Raw genomic sequence first — 24,990 nt, forward strand, 5'->3', positions numbered from 1 at the left:
GCTCCGGCTGAGACGGCGGCTGCGGCGCGAGGGGGGTTGCGGGCTCAGCCGCAGGCGAATTGTCGGGCATCAGACGGCCTCTCCCGGGTCCTTGATGCGGTCGAGTTGCTGGGCGAGGAGTTTGGCGGCCTCGTTCTTCTGGAGCGGGACGACACCGGAGGCGGTGACCGTGACCATGAGGTCGCCCTCGGTGGCCTGGCAGAGCATCTCGTCGAGTTTTTCGCCGGGCTCGGTCGGCGGCAGCACGCACGTCGCGCCGGGGTGGCCGTCGATCGTGGGCCCGTTGCGGAAGACGCCCAGCGCCTTGGTGAACTCGGTGAAGTAGTCGGTCTGGGCGTGCGCCGCCGACTTGTTCTTCATCTGGACGATCTCGATCTCGACGATCAGATTCTCGATCGACCGGTACGTCCGCATGCCCGCGCCCTCGATGTGCAGCTGCGCGAGAGCCTTCTCCGTCTTCGCCCGCTGCTTCTTCGTCAGCCCGCCGAGGTCGCCCTTGACCAGGTCGGCGGCCTTCGTCGCGTTCAGTTCCACGTCGTTGCCGAAGCCCTCGACGTCCGGCCCCGGCCCGTAACCGGCGGGCATCGGCAGCAGCAGCTCGCTCAGGCTGCCGTAGTGGCTGCCGCCGGACTTCGCGCCGAAGTCCTCGGTGGCGGTCGGCGCGGGCGGCGTCCAGGGCGTGGCCACGGCGGGCTTGGCCGACGTGCCGTCGTCGCGCTGCTTCAGCACCGCGTAGCCGATCCCCCCGCCCGCCGCGACGGCCACCAGCGCGCCGACGGCGATCAGCGCGGGCCCGCGCCGCGACCGTACGGGAGCGGGCACGGGCACGGGCGCGGGAGCGGGCGCGGGCACGGGTGCCGGAGCGGGAGCGGGCGGGGGTACTGCCGGGGGCCCGAAGGGGGCGGCGGGGACGGACGGCGGTACGTTCTCGGGCTCGTCGGTCACAGCCGCTCCAGTTGCCGCTTGATGAGGGACATGACGGCCTTGACCTTGACCGGGTGCTCCGAGTCCAGGACGACCTCGACGAAGAGGTTGCCGACGCGGGCGAATCCGATGCCCCGGTACTGGGGCAGATAGCCGTCGCTCTCGTACGGCATTCCCGAGCCCCACGCCTGGCCGTCGGCGGTGCCGGGCACGGGCGCGTTGTGGGCGAAGTGCGGGTTGGTGCCCGCGGCTCCCACCTGCTCGGTGAGGTGCCTGCCGGTGTACAGGGTCGCCTCGTCACGGAACTGCACGACTTCCACATGGGAGAAGTCGTGGCGGGCGTCCGTCCAGCCGGCGCCCGCCACCCGGCGGAAGTCGTTCTGGGCCAGCCGGGTGAAGGCGATGTCGGGGCGGCCGTAGCCGTCGGCGTATTCGACCAGCGACTGCCAGCCGCGTTCCAGCTCCTTCGTGCCCTTCGTCTTCGGTGTCGGCACGAGCAGTTTCAGCAGGTCGCCGTCGTAGACCGCGTTCCGGTCCTGGGCGACGGGGAGGGCCGGGACGTCCGGGCCCGTCCCCTTCGGCTGGGCCAGCGCGGGGCCGGTCAGCGGGGGCAGCGGCGTCGGCTCACGGTCGTGCTGGATCTTGTAGCCCACGCCTCCCCCGGCCAGCACGCCGAGCACCAGCGCGGCGGCGATCAGCAGCGTCGTGCGCCCGCGCGGGTGCGGCGGGTGCGGCGGCGTGGGCGGGAAGTCCGACGCGGACGGCGTGGCCGGGAGGCCCGGCGCGGGCGGCAGGGGCGGGAAGTCCGGCGCGGGCGGCGCCTCGGGCTCCGGCTCGGGGCCCCGCTCCTGGGCAGGGGTGTCTTCGGACAGGGACAAGGGGATCTCCACGAGATGGTTCGGAAGGAGAAGGTCGCGCGGCCGGACCCGAGGTCAGTGACCGGTCTTCAGCCGCTGGAACTGGGCGTCGAGCAGGCGCTGGACCAGCGCGGCGGACGGCGCCTTGCCGCCGGTCAGGGTGATCGTGATGTGGACGTCGCCCTGGTGGGCGACGGCGACCACGGCGCTGGTGCTCTCGGCCGAGGAGGACTGGAGGTTGTAGGCGCGGGCCGGATAGGCGGTGGTCAGCGGAATCCGGGCGCCCTGGTACGAGTGCTGCGCGTCGTACGCGGCGGTCTGTTCCGCGCTGCCGAAGCGGATCAGCCGGGCGCTGACCTCGAAGGCCCCGTCCCCGGTGAGGTAGGTGCGGTAGGCGCCGGTCCGGAAGCCGTACGTCTTCAGGGCCGCTCGGGCGTCGGACGGGTCGGAGGCGCTGCCCGCGATGTCGTCGGCGGTGTACGGCGAGCCGTCCGGGTCGCCGTAGACGTCGGCGTCCGAGGGCGCGGGGAGCAGGAAGAAGCGCAGGTCACCGGTGTGGACGCCGTGCGAGACCCGGCCCGGGACGCGCGCGGCGGCCGTGGGGGGTGCCGAGGAGGGCGTGGCCGCGCCGGTCGTCGGGGCCGCTGTCGCGGCGGAGGGCCTGGCGGGCGGGGCGACGGACGCGTCGGCGTGGCCGGAGGAGGAGCCGAGGGCGACGACCGCCCCCGCTGTCACGGCCGCCACGGCGACCAGTCCGGCCACGGCGCCGAACAGCGCGCCACGGCCGCGGCGGCGTACGCCACCGTCGTTCAGTTCCACAGAAGCCCCCCCGGGCGTACACGCGTGCGATGCACGCGGACTCGCATTATGTCGAGACGACACAGCGGCTTCACAACGAAATTTGCCGACGCCTGCGTGACGTACGACACAACCGGAGGGCAGAGGTGCCACCGGTACGGGTGCGGTGCGGCTCCGGGACGGCTGCGCCTACGCTGGCCGGATGGCGAAGAAGCTCGTGATCAAGGTGACGGCGGGCGCCGACGCGCCCGAGCGGTGCTCGCAGGCGTTCACGGTGGCGGCGGTCGCGGTGGCCAGCGGCGTGGAGGTCTCGCTCTGGCTGACCGGTGAGTCCGCGTGGTTCGCGCTGCCCGGCCGCGCGGCGGAGTTCGAGCTGCCGCACGCGGCGCCGCTGCCGGATCTGATCGACGCGGTGCTCGCCGCCGGGCAGGTCACCTTGTGCTCGCAGTGCGCGGCCCGCCGTGACATCAAGGAACAGGACGTCATCGCGGGCGTACGGATCGCGGGCGCGCAGCTCTTCGTCAGCGAGATCATGCCGGACGGCGTGCAGGCGCTGGTCTACTGAAGGCGCGGGCGCTACGGCGGACCGCCGCGGTCCAGCTCGTCCCACCACCGGTCGGACTCCGGGTCGCCGGACGAACCGTAGCTCTGGCGCTCGGACCGCGCCGGGGTCATCCTCCGGTGCTCCTCCATCGAGGTCGCGCCCGGCGGGGGCGGGTCATCGCGCTCTTTCCCGGTCGGCTTCCGTTCCTCGGGCCGCAGCGGCTCCTCGTCCCACCACCGGTCCTCAGGGCCCTTCCGGTTCGCCACGATCGCCGCGACCGGCGGGATCACCATCGCCACCAGGCACATCGCGATGGCCGCCGGCACCGACCAGATGCGGACAACCGACCACGCCATGACGAACAGCACCACGCAGGTGCCCATCATGGCGAAATACCAGTGACGGCGACGCGCGTTCACCCTTCAACGGTACGTCCGCCACGCCGGATCAGCACCCGCCGCGCACCCCCCGCCGGACGGAGTCCCGGAACAGCGAAGGGCCGCGCCCCCTTGCGCGGGGTGCGGCCCTTCACGGCGGGGTCAGACCGCGATGGCGACCTCGGACGGGGCGCCCTGTTGGGCGACGACGGTGCGGTCGACGGTGGCGCCGGGGACGAGGGCGCGGAGCGTCCAGGTGCCGGGGGCCGCGAAGAAACGGAACTGCCCGGTCGCGGAGACCGGCACCTCGGCGGTGAACTCGCCGCCGCCGTCGAGCAGCCGGACGTAACCGGTGACCGGCTCGCCGTCGCGGGTCACCGACCCCTGGATGATCGTCTCTTTCGCCACGTCAACTCCTGCCAGATCGGGCCCACCGGCCTTGGCTCCACACATAACGTTCAGTCCTCCGGGGTCAGTTGGAGCCGAGCTCGATCGGAACGCCGACCAGCGAGCCGTATTCGGTCCACGAGCCGTCGTAGTTCTTGACGTTGGCCTGGCCGAGCAGCTCGTGCAGCACGAACCAGGTGAGCGCGGAGCGCTCGCCGATGCGGCAGTACGCGATGGTGTCCTTGGCCAGATCGACCTGCTCCTCGGCGTACAGCGCCGTCAGCTCGTCGTCCGACTTGAAGGTGCCGTCGTCGTTGGCGTTCTTCGACCACGGGATGTTGCGGGCGCTCGGCACGTGGCCCGGGCGCTGCGACTGCTCCTGCGGGAGGTGCGCCGGGGCGAGCAGCTTGCCGGAGAACTCGTCGGGCGAGCGGACGTCGACCAGGTTCAGCGAACCGATCGCGGCCACGACGTCGTCGCGGTAGGCGCGGATCGAGGTGTCCTGCTCCTTGGCCTTGTACGTGGTCGCGGGGCGCTCGGGCACGTCCACGGCCAGGTCGCGGGAGTCCAGCTCCCACTTCTTGCGGCCGCCGTCGAGCAGCTTCACGGAGTCGTGGCCGTACAGCTTGAAGTACCAGTAGGCGTAGGAGGCGAACCAGTTGTTGTTGCCGCCGTAGAGCACCACGGTGTCGTCGTTGGCGATGCCCTTGGCGGACAGCAGCGCCTCGAAGCCGGCCTGGTCCACGAAGTCGCGGCGGACCGGGTCCTGGAGGTCGGTCTTCCAGTCGATGCGGACGGCGTTCTTGATGTGGTTCTTGTCGTAGGCCGAGGTGTCCTCGTCGACCTCGACAATGACCACCTTGGGGTCGTCGATGTGGGCCTCGACCCAGTCGGCGTCCACCAGGACGTCACTGCGGCTCATCTTGTTTCTCCTCCGGGGCAGTACGGATGTGCGGTGCGCGACGGGCGCGCGGGGCTTGCGAGGGATACGCGATGCGCGTGATGCGCGGGGATTCGCCTGGCAGGCAGGGGAGGCAGGCTGCGCCGGGGGCCGTTACGGCCGGCATCGGCACGGAGGAACCGCCACCCCTAGGGCATGCGACAGAGCATGGCGGCGACGCGGCACAGGTCGACTGCCCGCCGCTTCGTGAGATCCGCCTGTCGCTTCATGGTCCCGATCGTAGGGATATCAACCCGTAGGTGTCACCGTCGTGTCATATACCGAGACAAGATTGTCCGCATGGCGGAATCACCATGTCACGCAACCCGCGTCTCGGCCCGTCCGGCGGCCTGCCGACGGCGTACGAGCGGCTTAATACCCCATGCCGGACCGTTCCGAACCACCCGATCGGGCGATACGGTCACCCCGCCCACCTGCGGAGGACTGCGGTACGGACACCGCCGTCTCAGTTGGCGAGAACGACGTTCTTGCCGCCCGCCGCCACCGACAGCCCGTCCGGCGTGCTGGTCACGGACGTCAGCGCGATCCCGGAGGGCAGGTGGGTGAGCTGCCGGGTGAAGTCGATCTGCTGCCGCACCTGGTCCTCCAGGCCCAGCTCGGTGAACGCCTTCGGCAGCTCCGCCGCCTGGAGGCCGATCTCGTCGGCGCCGCGCACCGTCACCTCGCTGAGCACGCTCAGCCTCGCGCCCATGAACTCGCCGGTGATCTTGACCAGCGCGCCGCCGTCCTTGCTCTTGGCGTCGCCCGCCGACGAGACCGTGATCCCGGTGGGCGCGGCCTTCGTCAGGTCCTCGTAGGTGAGGAAGGCGATGCCGTCGGCGGTGTCCGCGACCGCCCGCCGGTAGCTGTCGGAGAGCCGTACGCCGTGCAGGTCGGCGTGGAAGGAGTCGATCCGCAGCGTCTGCTCGCCGTTGCCCGCCGCGATGTCCTTCGCGGAGATCTTGACCTCGTCCAGCTTGCCGCCAGCGGCCTGGGTGAGGAACGGGAAGCCCTCGATGGACACCTTGGGCTTGGTGGTCAGGCCCTCGGTGAGCGCGGCGCGGTCGGCGGCCTTGTTCTGCGCCACCGACACCGTGATCCGGTCGGCCGCGACGAAGAGGCCGCCGAGGATCACCAGGACGATCAGAACTGTCCGCGCCACTCGCATGTGCTGTCGCTCCCCGCTCGTTCCCCGCTGATCTCCCCTCAGCCCTGACGGCGGGGCAGACCCGACGGTTCCCCGCGCGGCCAACCGTTACCGCGGCTCAATCCGCCCTTCACACGGTGCGCACGTGACCTGTGCGCCGCCTGTGCGAACAATTCACCGCCCACGGGGACGGACCACCGCCCGGGCAGACGGATCACCGCCCGCGCGGACGGATCACCGCGCGGGCGAATCGAGCCGGTGGTCGCCGTCAGCCCGTGAGGACGCGGCCGAGGATGTAGACGGCCGGGGCCGCGGCGGTCAGCGGCAGCGCCACACCCGCGGTGAAGTGCACGAAGCGGGACGGGAAGTCGTAGCTGGCGACCCGCAGGCCGATCAGCGCGCAGACACCGCAGGCCGCGGCGAGCAGGACGGCGTCCCCGCCGCTCATCCCGGTGGCCGGTCCGGTGGCGAAGCCGGTGGCCGCGGCGGCCAGCAGCGCCACGACGACGGAGGCCGCGCCCGGCAGCGGCAGGGCGCGGACGAGGGCCGCCAGGGCCACCGCGACGGCGCCGACCACGACCGGATCGGACCCGGCGTCGGAGGCCGCGGTGGCGAGGTAGCCCGCCGCGACGACCGCGAGCAGCGTGGACGCGGAGGTCGCCGTCAGCGAGGACATGCGTTCGTCGGCCGAGCCGTGGTGCCGCAGTTGCAGGACGAGCACGAGGAGCAGCCATACGCCGAGGGTGCCGATCAGCACCGCGGGGCCGTGGTCGTCACCGGCGATCAGCAGGCCGATGTCGGCGGTCACGCCGGACAGGAACGCCAGCGCGATGCCCTGCCGGGCGGGCCACATGCCGTTGAGCCGGAACCATCCGGCCGCCGTCACCGCCTGGAGCACCACCAGCAGCACCGCGAGGCCCGGCTTGCCGAGCGCCGCGCCACCCGCCATCAGCAGGCCGAGCGCCGCCGTCAGCGCCGCGGGCTCCAGCCCGGGGGCGATGATCGGTGAGCCGGTCCTGACCGGTGCCTGCGGCTGCCCCTGGGCCGGGGACTGGCCCTGGCCCTGGCCCTGGCCCTGGTCGCCGTGCCTGCCCGGCGTCTGCTGCGGCAGGCTCTCGACCACCGGCAGCACGGCGGTCTGCTCGACCCCGCCCGCCTGCGGGTGCGGGTGCGCCGCCCCCTGGGCCCAGTCCGCGCCTCCCGCGTGCCCGCCCCACGCGTCCCCGGGCGTCGGCGGCGCGTACGGCGCCCCCGGCTCCGAGTACGGCGGCATGGGCCCGGCCAGCGGCTCCGGCACGTACGTCCGGCCCCCGTCCGGGTGGTCCCCGTATTCGCGGGCGCCATACCCCTCGTCGTGGCCGCCGACCGGATAGACCCCGGCCCCCTGACCGGCGTGTCGGCCGCCGCCGTCCTGACCGTCACCGGCGTACGCGCCACCGGGCGCCGCGTACCCCTGACCCGCGTACCCCTGACCCGCGTATCCCTGACCCGCGGGCCCGCCGGGTGCCTGGCCGCCGTACGAACCGCCGCCGGTCCCGCCGTACCCGGCGTCCTGGCCCGCGCCGTGGCCGCCGCCCGGATACGCGGTCCCGCCGTTGTCCCCGGGCGCTCCGTACCCCGCGGCCGGGTAGCCCTCGGGCGCCTGGCCGCCGTACGGGCCCCCGTGGGTGCCGTACCCGGAGTCGTGTCCCTCGGGTGCGTAGGAACCAGGGGCGTAGGAACCGGGGGCCTGGGGGCCGGGCGCGTCGGCGCCGTAGGTGCCGCCGTGGCCCTCGGCCGGGTACGTGCCGGGGAGCTGACCGCCGTAGCCGGGGTCGTAGCCACCGCCGGTACTCGCGTCACCCGGGGCTCGGTGCCTGGCGTGGTTCGGGTCGGACGGGGAGCGGCCGTCGTGGTCGCCCTGGGCGGTGTCCGGGTCCGCGGGCCGCCGGCCGGATTCGTCGCCGGGCTGGAAGCCGTGCCATTCGTTGGTCATGTCATCCTCCCGCGAACGGTGGGAGGACCTCCACCGTGCCGCCGTCGGCCAGTGCGACCGAAGTGTGGTCCCGGGTGCCGACGGGGTTGCCGTCGACGAGGTAGGAGCTGCGCAGCAGGACGCGGGCGAACTCCGGGCGCTGGGCGTGCCGTTCGCGTGCGGCGGCCAGGGCGTCGGCGAGGGTCGCCGCGCGGTACGGCTCCTCCGCCGTGCCCGCGGCGGCCTTGGCGGCGGCCCAGTAGCGGATCGTGCCCGCCGCCGGGCGCGCGGCCGTGTCGGGTGCGGCCATCGCGGCTCCGTCCTTCGTTCTGTCCTGTGCTCGCCGTACGTGTCACTCGCCGTACGTGTCACTCGCCGTGCGTGTCTGACGTGTGGTGCGGCGTCCATCATGGCCCGTCCACGTCACCTCGCGGGAACGCGGCCCGTCAGCCAGTCGCCGATCCGGCGCAGCAGCGCGTCGTCCGCGGCGTTCTCCGCGTGGCCGAAACCGGGTTCGATCCACAGCTCCGCCCGGTCCCGCCCGGCCGCGTCGGCCAGCGAGAGCGGGTGGTCCAGCGGGAAGTAGCCGTCCCGGTCGCCGTGCACGATGAGCAGCGGGATGTCCGGGTCGATCAGCGGGACGGCCTCGACCGGGGAGAGCGGCACCGGGTCCCAGTCCGCCGCGCGGATGCGGGTCTTCAGGCCGAGCCGCGAGACCAGGCGGCCCGCCGGGCGGGTGATCGCCCAGTGCACGCGGCGCATGGGCGCGGTGCCGCGGTAGTACCAGCGGGCGGGCGAGCTGACGGAGACGACCGCGTCCACACGCGCCGGTGAATGCGCCGTCGTGCGCCCGTCACGCGCCGGGCGCACAACCCCCCGCCCGTCCACCCGCGCGTTCCGTCGTACGTCGCCACGTACGCCGTCCTCACGTACACCGACCCCGCGCGCACCGGCCCCGCGTACGTCATGAGGCCCCGCCGCCGAGCACACCGCCGCGTGCACCGTCTGTCCCGCCGCGTGCCGCAGGACCACGGAGCCGCCCATGGAGAAGCCGACGGTGGCCACCCGCCGGTAGCCGAGGCGGCGGGCCCAGGAGACGGCCGCGTCGAGGTCGAGCACTTCGAGATCGCCGACCGTGGACAGGCCGCCGGACCGCCCGTGACCGCGGAAGGAGAAGGTCACGACACCGGCCGAACCGCCGAGGACACGGGCCGCCCTGCGCACCGCGGGCCGCTCCAGCGCACCGGTGAATCCATGGGCCACGACGATCGCCAATTCGCGCACTTCGGCCATCGATTCGCGCACTTCGGCCACCGATTCACCCCTCGAATCGGCGGCCGATTCACGGGTCGTTTCGACGCGCCGGACATCACCTGTCCGGTCCGCCGTATCGACCGCCGATTCCGTGTCCGCGGGCCGGTGTTCCGCCTCGATCCGTACGCCGTCGGCCGTCAGGAGCGTTCTCCGCCCAGCGGCATTACCGTCGCCGGAAGTGATCGGTGCTACACGGAAACGCTGGTCATCGGTCTCGGCAGGGCTGTCCATGTGGGCTATTCTTCCGTGCAAGAGGACCTGGGCAATGTCGCCCCCGGGTCCTTTCGTGCTTTCCGGCACGAGGTACGTCCTCGCAGGGACCGAGGAGGGTTCGGAAATGAGCAAGCGCACCGCGTGCGGAAACCGCGCACAGCCACGAGCACACCGACGAAACGTCCGGACGACCGACGGGAGCTGCCGGTGAGTTCTCTCCTGCTTCTGACCAATGCCCTCCAGCCCTCCACCGAAGTGCTGCCCGCGCTCGGGCTGCTGCTGCACAGCGTCCGCGTGGCGCCCGCCGAGGGCCCGGCCCTGGTGGACACCCCGGGCGCCGACGTGATCCTGATCGACGGCCGCCGCGATCTGCCGCAGGTGCGCAGCCTGTGTCAGCTCCTGCGCTCGACCGGGCCCGGCTGCCCGCTGATGCTGGTCGTCACCGAGGGCGGACTCGCCGCGGTGACCGCGGACTGGGGGATCGACGACGTGCTGCTGGACACCGCGGGTCCCGCCGAGGTGGAGGCCCGGCTGCGGCTGGCCATGGGCCGCCAGCAGATCACCACGGACGACAGCCCGATGGAGATCCGCAACGGCGACCTGTCGGTCGACGAGGCCACGTACAGCGCGAAGCTCAAGGGCCGGGTCCTGGACCTGACCTTCAAGGAGTTCGAGCTGCTGAAGTACCTGGCGCAGCACCCGGGCCGGGTCTTCACCCGCGCCCAGCTCCTCCAGGAGGTGTGGGGCTACGACTACTTCGGCGGCACCCGCACGGTGGACGTGCACGTACGGCGGCTGCGCGCCAAGCTCGGCGTGGAGCACGAGTCGCTGATCGGCACCGTCCGCAATGTCGGCTACCGCTTCGTGACCCCGGAGAAGGTCGAGCGGGCCGCCGAGGAGGCCGCCAGGAGCGAGGCCGCGCAGGGCCGCGGGCCGCAGCGTTCCGACGAGCCCGCGGACGTCCCCGTCGAGCGGCTGAAATCCGCCGAACAGACCGTATGACGAGCCATGTGACGACTGGATAGACACGCGTAGACTGCGCGACGTGCCCAAGGTGACGCGTGACGACGTGGCAAGGCTGGCGGGGACGTCCACCGCGGTCGTCAGCTACGTCATCAACAACGGACCCCGGCCGGTAGCCCCGGCCACCCGCGAGCGCGTGCTCGCGGCCATCAAGCAGCTCGGCTACCGCCCGGACCGTGTGGCCCAGGCGATGGCGAGCCGCCGTACCGACCTCATCGGCCTGATCGTGCCCGACGCGCGCCAGCCGTTCTTCGCGGAGATGGCGCACGCGGTGGAACAGGCCGCGTCGGACCGCGGGAAGATGGTGCTGGTCGGGAACTCCGACTACCTCGACGAACGCGAGGTGCACTACCTGCGGGCCTTCCTCGGCATGCGGGTCTCCGGGCTGATCCTGATCAGCCAGGGCCCCAGCGAGAACGCGGCGACCGAGATCGACGCCTGGGACGCGCGTGTGGTGCTGCTGCACGAGCGGCCCGAGGCGATCGACGACATCGCCGTGGTCACCGACGACATCGGCGGCGCGCAGCTCGCCACCCGCCACCTGCTGGAGCACGGCCACGCGTACGTGGCCTGCCTCGGCGGCATGGAGAAGACGCCGGTGATCGGCGACCCCGTCACCGACCACGTGGTCGGCTGGCAGCGGGCCATGCAGGAGGCGGGGCGGTCCACGGAGGGCCGCCTTTTCCAGGCCCCGTACAACCGGTACGACGCCTACGAGGTCGCGCTGGGCCTGCTGGCCGGGCCCGACCGGCCGCCGGCCATCTTCTGCGCCACCGACGACCAGGCGATCGGCGTGCTGCGCGCCGCGCGTGAGCTGCGGATCGACGTGCCGGAACAGCTCGCGGTCGCCGGGTTCGACGACGTGAAGGAAGCCGCGCTCGCCGATCCGCCGCTGACCACGGTCGCCTCCGACCGGCAGGCGATGGCCAGGGCGGCGGTGGACGCGGTGCTCGACGACTCGCTGCGGGTGCCGGGCGCCCGGCGCGAGCGGCTGCGGCAGTTCCCCTCCCGGCTCGTGGTGCGGGGGTCGTGCGGCTGCCACGGGTAGCCGCCGGAGCCGGGGCACACGGCCGCCGCGCGTAGCCGTACGCGCGGCGGTGTACGGGCGGTCGCGGGCGGGCCGCGGTGTACGGGCGGTCGCGGGCGGTCGGGACCGGGGGTTCCCGATCTTGTTTATATGGGGCATACCCACTTCTGCCGGGCTTCTCAGCGAGTGCTCAGGAAGCTCTCATCTTCCGGGCACAGAGTCATTGTCATGACCGAGAGCAGCCGCACCGGCGGCGAACACCAGAACCCGGACGAACCGCAGCTTCCGCTCTACTTCGGCAATGAGGCCCCCCAGGTCTCCGAGCCGGAGGCCCCGCAGTACCGCCAGGCCCCCGACTACGACGCCCCCTCCGCGACCGGCTTCCCGCCGCCGCCCCCGTACGACCCCGCCACGCCCGCCGTCGCCGGGGCGTCGCCCGCTCCCCGCCGCAAGGCCCGCAAGCCCGTCGCGCTGTTCGCCGCCGTCGCGCTCGCGGCCGGTGTGATCGGCGGCGGCGCGGGAGCCCTGATCGGCAACGCGACGCACGACAACGGCACGACGACGACGGCCAGTTCGGCGGTCAACGCGAGCGTCGTGAACGGCAGCGTCAGCAGCGTGGCCAAGGCGGTCAGCCCCAGCGTCGTCGAGATCAACGCGACGTCCGGCGCGGGCAAGTCCACCGGCGCCGGTGTCATCATCACCAGCGGCGGCGAGATCATCACCAACAACCACGTGGTCGCCGGATCGACCTCGGTGTCCGTGACGTACAGCAACGGCAAGACGGCCACCGCGACGGTGGTCGGCACCGACTCCGCCAAGGACCTCGCGCTGATCAAGGTGCAGGGTGCCAGCGGACTGCCCGCGGCCACGCTCGGCGACTCCTCGAACATCGCCGTCGGTGACTCCGTGGTGGCCATCGGCTCCCCCGAGGGCCTGACCGGCACCGTCACCAGCGGCATCGTGTCCTCGCTCAACCGCGACGTGACCGTGTCCACCGACGAGAACCAGGGCCAAGGCCAGGGCGGCCAGGGCAACGGCCAGTGGCCGTTCTCCTTCGGCGGCAACCAGTACAACGGCGACACCGGCAACTCCACCACCACGTACAAGGCGATCCAGACCGACGCCTCGCTCAACCCGGGCAACTCCGGCGGCGCCCTGATCAACATGAGCGGCCAGATCATCGGCATCAACTCCGCGATGTACTCCGACGCGTCGTCCTCGGGCAGCAGCTCCGGCAGCGTCGGCCTCGGCTTCGCGATCCCGATCAACACCGTGAAGTCCGACCTCGCGAGCCTGCGCGCGGGCGGCACCAGCGGCAGCGGCACGACCGACAACAACGGCAGCAGCAGCGGGAACGGCAACGGGAGCAGCGGCGGCGGTAACAGCGGCGGCGGCTTCGGCGGCTTCTGAGCCGACGGGACCGCGGGCACGCGGAACCGCTGAGGGGCCGCCCTCGCCTCTCCGCCCCTCCGCCTCACCGACCCTCCGCCTACCCAACCGTCCGTCCCCCCCGCCCCTCCGGAAAGAACGGCACCACCCCGAACCACCCTGGGAGAACGCCATGAGCAGCAGCACCCTCACCGTCAGCGCCAACCGGCTGCGCCGCGCCCTCAGTGCCGCCGTCTCCTGGAGTCCGCACAACGCGGCCGTCGCCACCGGGCCCGCCGATCTCGACCTGCCGCTCGCCCACATCGCCGCCGGCGCGGCCCGCGACGCGGCGGCGGACCGGGCCGTCCGGCGGGAGTCGGCCCCGCGCCCCGCCGAGGTCTCCGCCTCCGCGAAACCCGTGAGCCGCGCGCACCGCGGGACCGCACGACGCGGGACGCGCGCCGTGCGACGCTGAGAGAGTTCCGGCACCATTCCGATGTCCATCAGTGAGGTACCCGACACCATGAGCCCCGGCGACAGCGGCGAGGCCCCCGCCCGCATCCTGATCGTGGACGACGAGCCCGCCGTACGGGAGGCCCTGCGCCGCAGCCTCGCCTTCGAGGGGTACGACACCGCCCTGGCCGCGGACGGGCTCGCCGCCCTCGACCAGGCGGAGGCGTACCGCCCCGACGCGATCGTGCTCGACGTCCTCATGCCGCGCATGGACGGCCTCACCACGGCGCGGCGGCTGCGCGCCACCGGAGTGACCACCCCGATCCTCATGCTCACCGCGCGGGACACCGTCGGCGACCGCGTCACCGGCCTCGACGCGGGCGCCGACGACTACCTCGTCAAGCCCTTCGAGCTGGACGAGCTGCTGGCCCGGCTCAGAGCCCTGCTGCGGCGCAGTTCCTACGCCACCGTCGGCCACGAAGGCGACGGTGGCGGCCACGCGCTCACCTTCGCCGATCTGCGGATGGACACCACCACCCGCGAGGTCACCAGGGACGGGCGCCCGGTCGAGCTGACCCGGACCGAGTACACCCTGCTGGAGCTCTTCCTCACCCACCCGCGCCAGGTCCTCACCCGCGAGCAGATCCTCAAGTCCGTCTGGGGCTTCGACTTCGAGCCCTCGTCCAACTCCCTCGACGTCTACGTCATGTACCTGCGGCGCAAGACCGAGGCGGGCGGCATGCGACGGCTCGTCCACACGGTACGAGGAGTGGGGTACGTCCTGCGCGCCCCGGACGGCGGCCACGCGTGAAGCGGCTCCCCCTGAGGTCCCGGCTCACCATCCTCACCGCGGCGGCGGTGGCCGTGGCGGTGGCGGTGGTGTCGCTGGTCTGCTGGCTACTGGTGCGCGACCAGCTCATGAGCGAGCTGGACAAGTCGCTGCGCCAGCCGGACATCGTGCCGGTGCAGCAGATCTCGCGCACGCTCAACACCCAGGGCTGCCAGTCGAGCGTTCCGGCGATGAACAGCACGCAGGGCGCCAACGGCGGCTCCGTCGGCTTCATCACCACCAACACCCTGGCCCAGGTGGTGCTCTCCGACGGCACGCCCTGCTGGGTGCAGGGCCGTACGACCATCCCCGTCGGCCCCGCCGACCACGCGGTCGCGGACGGCCAGCGGCGCGACGCCCTCCACACGGTGACCGCGCCCAACGGCCAGAAGCTGCGCGTCTACACCTCACAGGCACGGATCAATCTCCAGCCGGCGGCGATTTCCGTGGCCCGGCCGCTGAGCGATGTCGACCGCCCGCTGACCACCCTGGCCTGGGTCCTGCTGGCCGTCGCCGGGATCGGCGTGGTCGGCGCGGCGAGCGCGGGGCTGTGGATCGCGCGGACGGGGCTGCGGCCGGTGGACCGGCTGACCGAGACCGTCGAGCACATCGCCCGCACCGAGGATCTGAACGTCAACATCCCGGTGGAGGGCGAGGACGAGATCGCCCGGCTGAGCGCGTCGTTCAACGCGATGACGGCCGCGCTGGCGTCGTCGCGCGACCGGCAGCAGCAGCTCATCGCGGACGCGGGGCACGAACTGCGCACGCCGCTCACGTCGTTGCGGACCAACATCGAGCTGTTGGAGCGCAGTGAGGCCACCGGCCGGGCGATCCCGCCGGAGGACCGGAAGGCGCTGATGGCGTCGGTGAAGGCGCAGATGACCGAACTGGCCTCGCTGATCGGCGACTTGCAGGAGCTGTCCCGGCCGGACGCCGTACCGACCCTTGAGGTGGTGGCGCTGCACGAGAGCGCGGAGACGGCGCTGGAGCGTGCGCGGCTGCGCGGGCCCGACCTGAAGATCAGCGCGGAGCTGGCGCCCTGGTATGTGCGGGCGGAGCCCGCCGCGTTGGAGCGGGCGATCGTCAATCTGCTGGACAACGCGGTGAAGTTCAGCCCGCCCGGCGGCGGGATCGAGGTGCGGCTGGCCGACGGGCAGCTCACCGTACGCGATCACGGGCCGGGCATCCCGGAGGACGAACTGCCGCATGTCTTCGAGCGGTTCTGGCGGTCGCCGTCCGCGCGGTCGCTGCCGGGCAGCGGGCTCGGGCTGTCGATCGTGGCGCGCACGGTGCAGCAGTCGGGCGGCGAGGTCGCGCTGACCCGGGCGCCGGGGGGCGGCACGCTCGCCGCCCTCCGGCTGCCGGGAGCGCCGACCGCGCCGCCCGAGGGGCCCGCCGTGTCGTCCGGCGGCTCGACCGTATTCGCCGGTTTCGACGAATGACCGTGCTCTGAGCCCTACTTGATGACGGTGACCCGGTCGGCGGCGGGCGGGGCGAGGGGCGCCGCGGCCGTGGAGTGGGCGGTCAGGTAGGTGGCGAAGGCGGCCAGGTCGTCGCCGCCGATCAGCAGGGACGTGCCCTGGGCGAGGACGGGGAAGCCGTCGCCGCCGCCGGTCAGGAAGTTGTTCATCGCGACGCGGTAGTTGGCAGCGGGGTCGATCGGGGCGCCGTTGAGCTTGACGGAGTCCGCGACGACGCGCGCCGCGCCGGACTTGGTCAGGTCGAGCGTGTAGGTGAGCCCGGCCGAGATCTGGAGGATCTTCGTCGCCGCCTCGTTCGGCCCGCTGACCTGCTGCTGGAGCGCGGTCACGAGCTGCGCGCCGGTCAGCGTCTCCAGGTTCACGGTGTTGCTGAACGGCTGTACGGCGAAGCCCTCGGCGTAGGTGACGACGCCGTCGCCCTCGCTGCCGGAGGCCGCGTAGACCAGGTCGGTGCGGATGCCGCCGGGGTTCATGAACGCGATCTGCGTGGTCGGGTCGAGGGTCTTGGCGTATTCGAGCTGCGCGTCGGCGATGAGGTCGCCCAGCGGCGTCTCGTTGGTGCCGGTGCGGGCGATGTCGCCGCTGATCCAGCCGACGGTGCGGTTGGCGATCGGGGCGGCCAGCGCGTTCCAGCGGGTGATCAGCGAGGTCATGTCGGCGGCCTTGGGCTGGACGCGGTCCACGACGTGGTTGCTGCCCTTGACCGAGGTGCGCACGATGTCGCCGGTGCGCTTGTCGACCTTCATGTCCAGCTCGGTGTAGAGCCGCCCGAAGGACGAGGCGCTGGTGACCAGCCGGGGCTTGCCCGCCGGGTCGGGGATGGTGCAGACGTACGCGTTGTGGGTGTGGCCGGTGACCAGCGCGTCGACATCCGGCGAGATCTTCTTCGCGATGTCCACGATCGGGCCGGAGATGCCGGTGCCGGGACCGCCGCTGTCGCAGTCGTAGTTGTAGCTGCCGGAGACCGGGAAGCCGCCCTCGTGGATCAGCGCGACGACCGACTTGACGCCCCGCTTGCGCAGTTCGGCCGTGTACTTGTTGACCGTCTCGGCCTCGTCGAGGAACTTCAGGCCCTTCACACCGGACGCGGTGACGATGTTCGGGGTGCCCTTGAGCGTGACGCCGATGAAACCGACGCGGACGCCCTTGACGTTCTTGATCGTGTACGGGGCGAGCAGCGGGCGGCCGGTCTTCTCGTTGACGACGTTCGCCGACAGGATCGGGTAGTCGGCGCCCTTGAACTTCTTGCCCTTCTCGTAGCAGCCCTCGACCGGGTGGCAGCCGCCGTTCTGGAGACGGAGCAGTTCGTCCTTGCCCTCGTCGAACTCGTGGTTGCCGACGCCGGTGACGTCGAGGCCGATCTTGTTCATCGCCTCGACGGTGGGCTCGTCGTGGAAGAGGCCGGACAGCAGCGGGCTCGCGCCGACCAGGTCGCCCGCGGCGACGGTCAGCGAACGGTCGTGGCCCTTGCGGGCGTTGCGCAGGCTGGTCGCCAGGTACTCGACGCCACCGGCGTCGATGGTCTTGACGGTGCCGTCGGCCTGCTGCTCGGTGACGCGGCCGGAGGAGCCGGCCGGGGGCTCCAGATTGCCGTGGAAGTCGTTGATCGTCAGCAACTGGAGGTCGACCGTGTTGCCGGACTGCCCGTGGCCCGGCTTTCCGGGGTGGCCGGGCCGGTCGTGGCCGCCACCGTGCTGGGCGGGCCCGGCCGCGACAAGCGCGCCGACGGCCACGAGCCCGACGGCCGCGACGGAGATTCTGCGCGTCAGAGACATGGATCCCCTCGGATCAAGGACTGGCGTCGGCTGGGGTCAGCCGCCGTCAGCTGAAGTCAACAACTGGTCAAATACGGGTCACGCGGAGGGCAGCATAGAGTCAACGCGCGTAGCGCGGCAGGGGGGCGGGGGTTAAGACCCGGTTACCGCCCGGTGGGCCGGGATCGTCCGGGTGAGGTCCGGTGGCGCGATGTCGCCGTATCGGGTCTCACGATGCGAAACGAACTGTCTCAAACTGCGGAGCAGCCGCCATAGTTGGATGCACCACCCACTCACCGAGGAGGTGCTTCCGACGTGCGTCGTTGGATCATGCTGGCGCTGGGAACGGCCGCGCAGACCGCGGCCTGCGCCTTCGTGTACGGGGTCCCGTATCTGGCCGACGAGCTGCGCGGACAGCAGGGGCTGAGCCTCACGCGGGTCGGTTTCCTGGTGGCGTGCCCGACCGCGGGGCTGGTGCTCGCGCTCTACCTGTGGGGCGCGGCGGCCGACCGGTGGGGCGAGCGGGTGGTGATCGCGCTCGGCCTCGGCATCGCGGCCGGCGCCCTCGGCGGGGCCGCCTGGGCCGCGCACGGCATGGTCGCGCTCGGCGCGCTGCTGGTGCTGGCGGGCGCGTCCGGCGCCTCGGTCTACTCGGCCAGCGGACGCCTGGTGATGGGCTGGTTCTCCGCCGAGGAGCGCGGGCTGGCCATGGGCATCCGGCAGACCTCCACCCCGCTCGGCATGGGCGTGGCCGCCCTCGCCATGCCGCCGCTGGCCGCCGCGCACGGGCTGCGCGGCGCCTTCGGCTTCCTCGCCGCGATCTGCGCCGTCATCGCCGTGCTGATCGCGGTCTTCGCCGCCGACCCGGCGCGCGCCGAGGCCGCCGCGGCAGGACCCGCGCCGAACCCGTACCGCGGCTCGCGGCTGCTGCCCCGCATCCACGGGTCGGCCGCGCTGCTGGTGATCCCGCAGTTCACCGCGGGGGCCTTCGCGCTGGTGCTGCTGGTCGACGTACGCGGCTGGTCGCCGGTGCACGCCGGGCAGCTCATCGCCGTCGCCCAAGGTCTGGGCGCGGTGTCCCGCATCCTGGTCGGCCGCTGGTCGGACCGGGTCGGCGACCGGCTGCGGCCGATGCGGCAGCTCGCCGTCCTGACCGCCGCCGTGGTGGCCGCCACCGCCGTGAGCACCGCCTTCCCCTCCCCGCTGACCCCCGTGCTGCTGGTCGCCGCCATCGCGATCACCTCAAGCACCAACGGCCTGTCCTTCACCTCCACCGCCGAGCACGCGGGCCCCGCCTGGTCGGGTCGCGCCCTCGGGGTCCACAACACCGGCCAGAATCTGACCGCCGCCGTCGTCCCGCCGGTCATGGCCGCCGTCATCTCGGCCACCGCCTACTGGCCCGGCTTCGCCCTCGCCGCCGCCACGACCTGCGTCTCCGCCGTCCTCATCCCGATCCCCCGCCGCGCCGCCCCCGCCGACGCCGAGGGCGCCCGCCGTACGGTCTCGGCCTGACCGACGCTTTCGGCTCCGCGGGCACCCACCGCCGCCGATGCCGGGGGCACCCGCCGTACGATCTCCGCATGACCGACGCGCGGATCGAGGCCCTGACAGAACTGCCCGCTGACACCGCCGAAGCGGTGCTCGGCCTGATCGGGGCGGCGACCGCCGCGGACGGGCAGCCCGCCGTCTCCGAGAGCGGACGGCTCCATGTGCGCGGCGGCGCGCGCGAGGGCGTACGGCACCTGCTGCTGTGGACGCCTGGACAGGACGGGGCCGGGGGGGCCGACGGGGCAGGGGCCGACCTCACCGGATACGCGCAGATCGACGGCTCGGACCCGGTCGAGGCGCCCTCCGCCGAACTCGTCGTCCACCCCGCGCGGCGCTCCCGCGGCCACGGCCGCACCCTGGCCGCTGCCCTTCTGGACGCCACCGGCAGGCGCGTACGCGTCTGGGCCCACGGCGGGCACCCCGCCGCCCGGCACCTCGCCGTCCAGCTCGGCCTCAAGCTCTTCCGCGAGCTGCGGCAGATGCGGCGGCCCCTGACCCCGGACGCCGCCGACCTGCCCGAGCCGCGGCTGCCCGACGGCATCACCGTCCGCACCTTCGTCCCCGGGCGCGACGACGCCGCGTGGCTCGCCGTCAACGCCGCCGCCTTCGCCCACCACCCCGAGCAGGGCTCCCTCACCCAGCGCGACCTCTCCGACCGCCTCGCCGAGCCCTGGTTCGACCCCGCCGGCTTCTTCCTCGCCTTCCGCGGCGAGGACCTCGTCGGCTTCCACTGGACCAAAGTCCACCCCGAAGGGCTGGGCGAGGTCTACGTCGTCGGCGTCCTCCCCGCCGAGCAGGGTTCCGGCCTCGGCCGCGCCCTCACCGCCGTCGGGCTCCGCCACCTCGCCCGTGACCGCCGCCTTCCCGCCGCCCTGCTCTACGTCGACGCCGACAATCCCGCCGCCCTCTCCGTCTACGAACGCCTCGGCTTCACCACCCACGAGGTCGACCTCATGTACCGCACCGAAACCTAAGCCCCCCCCCCGCAGGGCCTGCCCTTCCGGGGGGCGCGCCCCCCTTGGGTCCACCCCCCCGCACGGCCTGCCCTTCTGGGGGCGCGCCCCCAGTGCCTCCACCCCGCGCACGGCCTGTTTTTTTAGGGGCGCGGGGAACTGCGCGACCAGCCCCCACCGGGCTGTCAGCCCGAAAACAACCGCATCTGCCCCGCTGGGGCCGGTTCCTCACCCGCGCCACCGCGCGGGCTGAGCGCGCAGTTCCCCGCGCCCCTAACTACACGGCGTGCCGCCTCGGCGAAAGAACCGCCCAGGGGCGCGCCCCTAAAAGATCGGCCCACCCCCCTGGCAGAAGCCCCCCCCCGGGGCCGCGCCCCAAAAAACACGTGGCCGGCGCCCGGCAGAAGAACCGTCCAGGGGCGGCCCCTGGGAAGATCGGCCCACCCCCCGGCAGGGGACCCGCGGGGCCGCGCCCGTGGAAAGGGGCTCACCTGCGCGAGGTGGAGGGGGAGGGGGCGGACCGGAGGGTGCGGACGGGGCGCGAGCCGTGCTTCGAGGGCACCCCCGCTGGAAGCGTCCCGCTTGCCTGACGGCAACGCTCTCGTTACCGGCGATTCAACCTCGCTTGCGAGCATCGCAGGATGCAGCCCGCTGCCCCCGCACCCCCTCCCCCGCCCGACCTGCCGAAACCCTCGGGTACACGGGACAATGGACCGACGGCCCACGGTCGCCCCGAGCCGGCCGCAGGCCGCCCCGTGCCGGACCAGGAGGAGGGCTCGCATCCCATGGCCCAGACGAATCACCCCAGTTTTCCCGCCCAGCCCCAGCAGTCGTTGGCGTCCGGGACGTTCCGCCCCCGCGTCGTACCGAATCCGGACCCGGGATCGTCGAGCCTGGGCGAGGCGAGCGAGGAATTCGGTGAGGAATTGCCGCAGGGCCGCTTCCTGGACCGCGAACGCAGCTGGCTGGCGTTCAACGAGCGGGTGCTCGAGCTGGCCGAGGACCCGGCGACCCCGCTCCTCGAACGGGCTAACTTCCTGGCGATATTCGCCAGCAACCTGGACGAGTTCTTCATGGTCAGGGTCGCGGGCCTGAAGCGGCGTATCGCGACCGGTGTCGCGACCCGCTCGGCGTCCGGCGCCCAGCCGCGCGAGGTGCTGGACCTGATCCTGACCAGGTCGCGGGAGCTGATGGCCAGGCACGCGGCCTGCTTCCAGAACGACGTGGCGCCGCAGCTCGCGGACGAGGGCATCCACGTCATCCGCTGGCACGAGCTGACCGAGAAGGAGCAGGCGCGGCTGTTCACGCTGTTCCGGCAGCAGATCTTCCCGGTGCTGACCCCGCTGGCCGTCGACCCGGCGCACCCGTTCCCGTACATCTCGGGTCTGTCGCTGAATCTGGCGGTGGTGGTACGGAATCCGGTCTCGGGCAACGAGCACTTCGCGCGGGTGAAGGTGCCGCCGATCCTGTCGCGCTTCCTGGAGGCGGGCCCGCAGCGGTACGTGCCGCTGGAGGACGTGATCGCCGCGCACCTGGAGGAGCTGTTCCCCGGCATGGAGGTGCTCGACCACCACATGTTCCGGGTCACGCGCAACGAGGACCTGGAAGTGGAGGAGGACGACGGCGAGAATCTGCTCCAGGCGCTGGAGAAGGAACTCATGCGCCGCCGCTTCGGCCCGCCGGTCCGCCTGGAGGTCGAGGAGTCCATCGCCCCGCGCGTGCTCGACCTGCTGGTGCACGAGCTGAAGATGAAGCACAACGAGGTGTATCCGCTGCCGGGTCCGCTGGACCTGACCGGGCTGTTCGCCATCGCGGGCCTGGACCGCCCCGAGCTGAAATACCAGAAGTTCGTGGCGGGCACCCACCGCGACCTGGCGGAGGTCGAGTCCGCGTCGGCGCCCGACATCTTCGCGGCACTGCGCCGCCGGGACGTGCTGCTGCACCACCCGTACGACTCCTTCTCCACCTCCGTGCAGGCGTTCCTCGACCAGGCCGCCGCCGACCCCGACGTCCTGGCGATCAAGCAGACGCTGTACCGGACGTCGGGCGACTCGCCGATCGTCGACGCGCTGATCGACGCGGCCGAGGCGGGCAAGCAGGTGCTGGTGCTGGTCGAGCTGAAGGCGCGCTTCGACGAGCAGGCCAACATCAAGTGGGCGCGCAAGCTGGAGGAGGCGGGCTGCCATGTCGTGTACGGCCTGGTCGGCCTCAAGACGCACTGCAAGCTGTCGCTGGTGGTCCGCCAGGAGGACGACACCCTGCGCCGCTACAGCCACGTCGGCACCGGCAACTACCACCCGAAGACGGCCCGGCTGTATGAGGACCTCGGTCTGCTGACGGCCGACCCGCAGGTGGGCGCGGATCTGTCGCACCTGTTCAACCGGCTGTCCGGCTACTCGCGCCGCGAGGTCTACAACCGGCTGCTGGTCGCGCCGCGCAGTCTGCGCGACGGCCTGATCTCCCGGATCATGGAGGAGATCGCGCACCAGCGCGCCGGGCGTCCCGCGTATGTCCGGCTGAAGGTGAACTCGATCGTCGACGAGCAGATCATCGACGCGCTCTACCGCGCCTCGCAGGCCGGGGTCCCGGTGGACATCTGGGTGCGCGGGATCTGCGCGGTACGGCCGGGTGTCGCCGGTCTGTCCGAGAACATCAAGGTCCGCAGCGTGCTCGGACGCTTCCTCGAACACTCGCGGGTGTTCGCGTTCGGCAACGGCGGCGAGACCGAAGTCTGGTTCGGCAGCGCCGACATGATGCACCGTAACCTCGACCGCCGCATCGAGGCGCTGGTCAGGGTCGCCGACCCGACCCACCGCGCCACCCTCAACCGCCTGCTGGAGGACGGGATGTCGGACACGACCTCCTCCTGGCACCTGGCGGCGGACGGTAATTGGACCCGGCACAGCACCGACCCGGACGGGAAGCCGCTGCGCAATGTCCAGGAGATGCTCATCGACGCCCGGAGGCGCCGGCGTGGCCCAGCAGCAGCTACCTGACAGCCCCCCGCTGACCCCCGCGGGGAGCGGCGACCCGGGCCCACCGGCCGCCGCCCCCGCACCGGGCGGCACGACGGGGACACGTACGACGCAAGCGCGTACACCGCAGTCGCGGACGGCCGCGGCGCCCACGGCCGACGCGGGCCCGGCGCCCGCGGGCCCGCCCGGCGGTACGGCGGGCGGCACCCTCGCACGCTATCTGCACGACCAGGCCACCGCCTTCCTGCGGGCCCTGAGCCTGCGGGGCGAGCACGAGGGCGACGCCGACGCACTGCTGCGGGCCAGCGCCCGGCGGATCGGCGGGGTCCTGCACATCTACGCGCCGCTGACCGACCCGGTGTGGGCCGAGTCGCTCCGCGCCGAACTGGGCTGGCTGGCCACCACCTTGGCCCGCGAGCCGCAGTACACCGCCCGGCTGGCGCGGCTGCTGGAGGCGCTGCGGCGGCTGTCGGCCGCCGCGGACCCGGACCCGGACGCCGGCGGCAAGGCCCCCGCGGACACCGGCGACGTCCCGGGGCCGCCCGCGCCCGCGGTCCCGCCGCCCCCGGCCGGGAGCGGTCCGCTGGCGCTGGGCGCCGCGCGCGCCGGGGCGCTCCTGGAGCGGCAGCTCACCCTGGCCCGTACCCGGGCGCACTCGGCGACGCTCCAGGCGATGGGCTCCTCGCGTTTCCACGCGCTCGCGGACAACATCGCCGTCCTGGCCTCCGAGGTGCCGCTGACCGCGGCGGCCGAGGGACCGGCCGCGACCGTACTGCCGCCGCTCGCCGCGCAGGCCGACCGGCGGCTGGCCGACGCGGCGGGCGCGCTGCCGCTGCTGCGCGCGGCGCACCCGTACAACGCGGAGGCCGTCCAGGCGGCGCTCGGCACCGAGCTGACGGCCGACCTCCAGGACTCGCCCTGGCACCAGGTGCGGGTGCTGCTGCGGCTGAGCCGTTACGCGGCCGAGGTCTGCCGGGGCATCGACCCGGACGGCGAGGCGGCGGCGCAGCGGCTCGCCGAGGCGGCCGTGCTGCTGGCCAGGCACCGCGAGGCGGCCGAGTGCGCGGCGGCCGTCGCGGCGGCGGCCCGCACCCCGCGCATAGCTCCGGCGACCGCGTACGCGCTGGGCGTGCTCCACGCCGACCAGCGGCACGAGGTGGAAGCCGCGCGCTTCGCCTTCTCGCGGCTGTGGCAGCCGGGCTCCGGCGCCTCTCGGCCCGGTCCGCCCGGTCCCGTAGCGAGTGCCGCGCCGGGGTCCGCACCGGGCCCTGGGCCGAATTCCGTACCGGGGGCGCGCACGGAATGAAACGCGCGGGCGACAAGAGCGGAACGACCGTACGGGCGGCGGGCGTCGTGCTGTGGCGCGTCTCGCCGTACCACGGCGGGATCGAACTGGCGCTGGTGCACCGGCCGCGTTACGACGACTGGAGCCTGCCGAAGGGCAAGCTGAAGCGCGGCGAGGAGTTCCCTGCCGCCGCGCTGCGCGAGACCCGTGAGGAGACCGGCCTGGGCTGCTCACTCGGCGCCCCGCTGCCGACGTCGCGCTATCTGGTGGACGGCCGCCCCAAGGAGGTCCGCTACTGGGCGGCCGAGGCGTGGGAGGGCTCTTTCGTCCCCAACGACGAGGTGGACCGGATGATCTGGCTGCCGCCCTCCGCTGCCCGCCGCAGGCTCACCCACGACCGCGACCGGCCCCTCGTGGACGCGCTGCTGCACGCGCTGGCGGGCTGACGGCGGTCGGCGGAGCGGTCCCACAGCGGGCTCATCGGGCCGGCCGTACCGGCTCGCGGGGCCGGAGCGGGGGCACGAGCGGGCACCCGAGCGGGTGGACGGCCGGTGAACCGGCGTACCACCGCGTGCCGATCGGCCCGCCCGGCGGCCGTAACCGGCCCGTGTCACCCCCGTGACCTGCCCGTGTTCCTTTGTGACACAACGACAGCCCCGGATACCACTTCGTCACCACGGCGCGCGTAACGCGCGTAGCGGCACCACCCTGATAGACGAGGTTCACCTGGCGTTCACCCCCTTCCGTCGGTCGCTTCACTTCATCTGCCTAATTTCGGGCTTACCGGTGAGCATCACGCGACGCCGGGTGGATGCAGAACCCATAACCCTCTGCTTCGC

The 24,990-nt window shown here is 72.8% G+C and carries 24 protein-coding genes; 12 read left to right on the forward strand and 12 right to left on the reverse strand.

Going from position 1 to position 24,990, the window contains the following annotated elements:
* Window positions 1-69: 69 nt before the first annotated feature.
* From ACIOC1_RS28210 to ACIOC1_RS28220, 3 genes are read right to left on the reverse strand one after another with little or no spacing between them, the layout of a single operon-like run.
* The gene (locus tag ACIOC1_RS28210; protein ID WP_401856716.1) at window positions 70-945 is read right to left on the reverse strand and encodes a hypothetical protein; all 876 of its coding nucleotides are present in this window, start codon (window positions 943-945) and stop codon (window positions 70-72) included.
* On the reverse strand, window positions 942-1,802 hold the full coding sequence (locus tag ACIOC1_RS28215; protein WP_401856718.1) for a hypothetical protein: 861 nt from the start codon (window positions 1,800-1,802) through the stop codon (window positions 942-944). The genes ACIOC1_RS28210 and ACIOC1_RS28215 overlap by 4 nt, the downstream gene beginning before the upstream one ends.
* Before the next feature lie 54 nt (window positions 1,803-1,856).
* Entirely contained in the window at window positions 1,857-2,600 is a 744-nt protein-coding gene (locus ACIOC1_RS28220) for a hypothetical protein (protein WP_391164033.1), read from the reverse strand.
* A gap of 181 nt (window positions 2,601-2,781) precedes the next feature.
* On the opposite strand from ACIOC1_RS28220, the gene ACIOC1_RS28225 reads away from it, so the two are divergent.
* A complete protein-coding gene (locus ACIOC1_RS28225; RefSeq protein WP_355341920.1) occupies window positions 2,782-3,144 on the forward strand; it encodes a DsrE family protein in 363 nt (120 codons plus the stop codon).
* An 11-nt stretch (window positions 3,145-3,155) separates the two neighbouring features.
* Here the strand turns inward: ACIOC1_RS28225 and ACIOC1_RS28230 are convergent, their stop codons facing one another.
* The 8 genes from ACIOC1_RS28230 to ACIOC1_RS28265 all read right to left on the reverse strand — a co-directional run bounded on the left by ACIOC1_RS28230 (window position 3,156) and on the right by ACIOC1_RS28265 (window position 9,221).
* Window positions 3,156-3,542 (reverse strand): DUF3099 domain-containing protein, encoded by a 387-nt coding sequence (locus ACIOC1_RS28230; RefSeq protein WP_355341917.1) that lies wholly within the window; start codon window positions 3,540-3,542, stop codon window positions 3,156-3,158.
* 120 nt (window positions 3,543-3,662) lie between these two features.
* The gene (locus ACIOC1_RS28235) at window positions 3,663-3,953 is read right to left on the reverse strand and encodes a DUF1416 domain-containing protein (RefSeq protein WP_355341914.1); all 291 of its coding nucleotides are present in this window, start codon (window positions 3,951-3,953) and stop codon (window positions 3,663-3,665) included.
* A gap of 19 nt (window positions 3,954-3,972) precedes the next feature.
* Window positions 3,973-4,809 (reverse strand): sulfurtransferase, encoded by an 837-nt coding sequence (locus ACIOC1_RS28240; protein WP_355341911.1) that lies wholly within the window; start codon window positions 4,807-4,809, stop codon window positions 3,973-3,975.
* 167 nt (window positions 4,810-4,976) lie between these two features.
* Entirely contained in the window at window positions 4,977-5,057 is an 81-nt protein-coding gene (locus tag ACIOC1_RS28245; RefSeq protein WP_355342331.1) for a putative leader peptide, read from the reverse strand.
* Between the two features lie 236 nt (window positions 5,058-5,293).
* Window positions 5,294-5,995, reverse strand: coding sequence for a DUF2993 domain-containing protein (locus ACIOC1_RS28250; protein ID WP_355341908.1), 702 nt, complete (start codon window positions 5,993-5,995; stop codon window positions 5,294-5,296).
* 247 nt (window positions 5,996-6,242) lie between these two features.
* Window positions 6,243-7,949, reverse strand: coding sequence for a hypothetical protein (locus tag ACIOC1_RS28255; protein ID WP_401856722.1), 1,707 nt, complete (start codon window positions 7,947-7,949; stop codon window positions 6,243-6,245).
* Window position 7,950: 1 nt separating this feature from the next.
* Entirely contained in the window at window positions 7,951-8,238 is a 288-nt protein-coding gene (locus ACIOC1_RS28260) for a MoaD/ThiS family protein (RefSeq protein WP_391049740.1), read from the reverse strand.
* Window positions 8,239-8,351: 113 nt separating this feature from the next.
* The gene (locus tag ACIOC1_RS28265) at window positions 8,352-9,221 is read right to left on the reverse strand and encodes an alpha/beta hydrolase (protein ID WP_401856787.1); all 870 of its coding nucleotides are present in this window, start codon (window positions 9,219-9,221) and stop codon (window positions 8,352-8,354) included.
* Between the two features lie 441 nt (window positions 9,222-9,662).
* Between ACIOC1_RS28265 and ACIOC1_RS28270 the strand changes: the two genes are divergently transcribed.
* The 6 genes from ACIOC1_RS28270 (at window position 9,663) to ACIOC1_RS28295 (ending at window position 15,597) form a co-directional block, all read left to right on the forward strand.
* Entirely contained in the window at window positions 9,663-10,457 is a 795-nt protein-coding gene (locus ACIOC1_RS28270; RefSeq protein WP_355341896.1) for a response regulator transcription factor, read from the forward strand.
* A 43-nt stretch (window positions 10,458-10,500) separates the two neighbouring features.
* A complete protein-coding gene (locus ACIOC1_RS28275; protein WP_355341893.1) occupies window positions 10,501-11,526 on the forward strand; it encodes a LacI family DNA-binding transcriptional regulator in 1,026 nt (341 codons plus the stop codon).
* A gap of 207 nt (window positions 11,527-11,733) precedes the next feature.
* Window positions 11,734-12,915: a S1C family serine protease gene (locus ACIOC1_RS28280; RefSeq protein WP_401856725.1), complete on the forward strand. Its 1,182-nt coding sequence runs from the start codon at window positions 11,734-11,736 to the stop codon at window positions 12,913-12,915.
* Window positions 12,916-13,066: 151 nt separating this feature from the next.
* Window positions 13,067-13,348: a hypothetical protein gene (locus tag ACIOC1_RS28285; RefSeq protein WP_355341887.1), complete on the forward strand. Its 282-nt coding sequence runs from the start codon at window positions 13,067-13,069 to the stop codon at window positions 13,346-13,348.
* A gap of 48 nt (window positions 13,349-13,396) precedes the next feature.
* Window positions 13,397-14,137: a response regulator gene (locus ACIOC1_RS28290; protein WP_391049797.1), complete on the forward strand. Its 741-nt coding sequence runs from the start codon at window positions 13,397-13,399 to the stop codon at window positions 14,135-14,137.
* Window positions 14,134-15,597 carry a HAMP domain-containing sensor histidine kinase gene (locus tag ACIOC1_RS28295; RefSeq protein ID WP_355341884.1) on the forward strand — a complete coding sequence of 488 codons (1,464 nt, stop codon included), beginning with the start codon at window positions 14,134-14,136 and terminating at the stop codon, window positions 15,595-15,597. Before ACIOC1_RS28290 ends, ACIOC1_RS28295 begins: the two co-directional genes overlap by 4 nt.
* A 14-nt stretch (window positions 15,598-15,611) precedes the next feature.
* Here ACIOC1_RS28295 and ACIOC1_RS28300 read toward each other — a convergent pair whose 3' ends face one another.
* Entirely contained in the window at window positions 15,612-17,411 is a 1,800-nt protein-coding gene (locus ACIOC1_RS28300; RefSeq protein WP_401856727.1) for a bifunctional metallophosphatase/5'-nucleotidase, read from the reverse strand.
* Between the two features lie 294 nt (window positions 17,412-17,705).
* Between ACIOC1_RS28300 and ACIOC1_RS28305 the strand changes: the two genes are divergently transcribed.
* The 5 genes from ACIOC1_RS28305 (at window position 17,706) to ACIOC1_RS28325 (ending at window position 24,597) form a co-directional block, all read left to right on the forward strand.
* Window positions 17,706-18,902 carry an MFS transporter gene (locus ACIOC1_RS28305; RefSeq protein WP_355341878.1) on the forward strand — a complete coding sequence of 399 codons (1,197 nt, stop codon included), beginning with the start codon at window positions 17,706-17,708 and terminating at the stop codon, window positions 18,900-18,902.
* 68 nt (window positions 18,903-18,970) lie between these two features.
* Window positions 18,971-19,912, forward strand: a complete 942-nt coding sequence (gene mshD, locus ACIOC1_RS28310) for a mycothiol synthase (RefSeq protein WP_401724512.1) — start codon at window positions 18,971-18,973, stop codon at window positions 19,910-19,912.
* Between the two features lie 764 nt (window positions 19,913-20,676).
* Entirely contained in the window at window positions 20,677-22,887 is a 2,211-nt protein-coding gene (locus ACIOC1_RS28315) for an RNA degradosome polyphosphate kinase (RefSeq protein WP_355341872.1), read from the forward strand.
* The gene (locus ACIOC1_RS28320; RefSeq protein WP_401856730.1) at window positions 22,865-24,172 is read left to right on the forward strand and encodes a CHAD domain-containing protein; all 1,308 of its coding nucleotides are present in this window, start codon (window positions 22,865-22,867) and stop codon (window positions 24,170-24,172) included. Before ACIOC1_RS28315 ends, ACIOC1_RS28320 begins: the two co-directional genes overlap by 23 nt.
* Window positions 24,169-24,597, forward strand: coding sequence for an NUDIX hydrolase (locus ACIOC1_RS28325; protein WP_355341866.1), 429 nt, complete (start codon window positions 24,169-24,171; stop codon window positions 24,595-24,597). The genes ACIOC1_RS28320 and ACIOC1_RS28325 overlap by 4 nt, the downstream gene beginning before the upstream one ends.
* Window positions 24,598-24,990: the final 393 nt, after the last annotated feature.

The organism is Streptomyces sp. NPDC088197 (assembly GCF_044741185.1).
Taxonomy (GTDB): Bacteria; Actinomycetota; Actinomycetes; order Streptomycetales; family Streptomycetaceae; genus Actinacidiphila.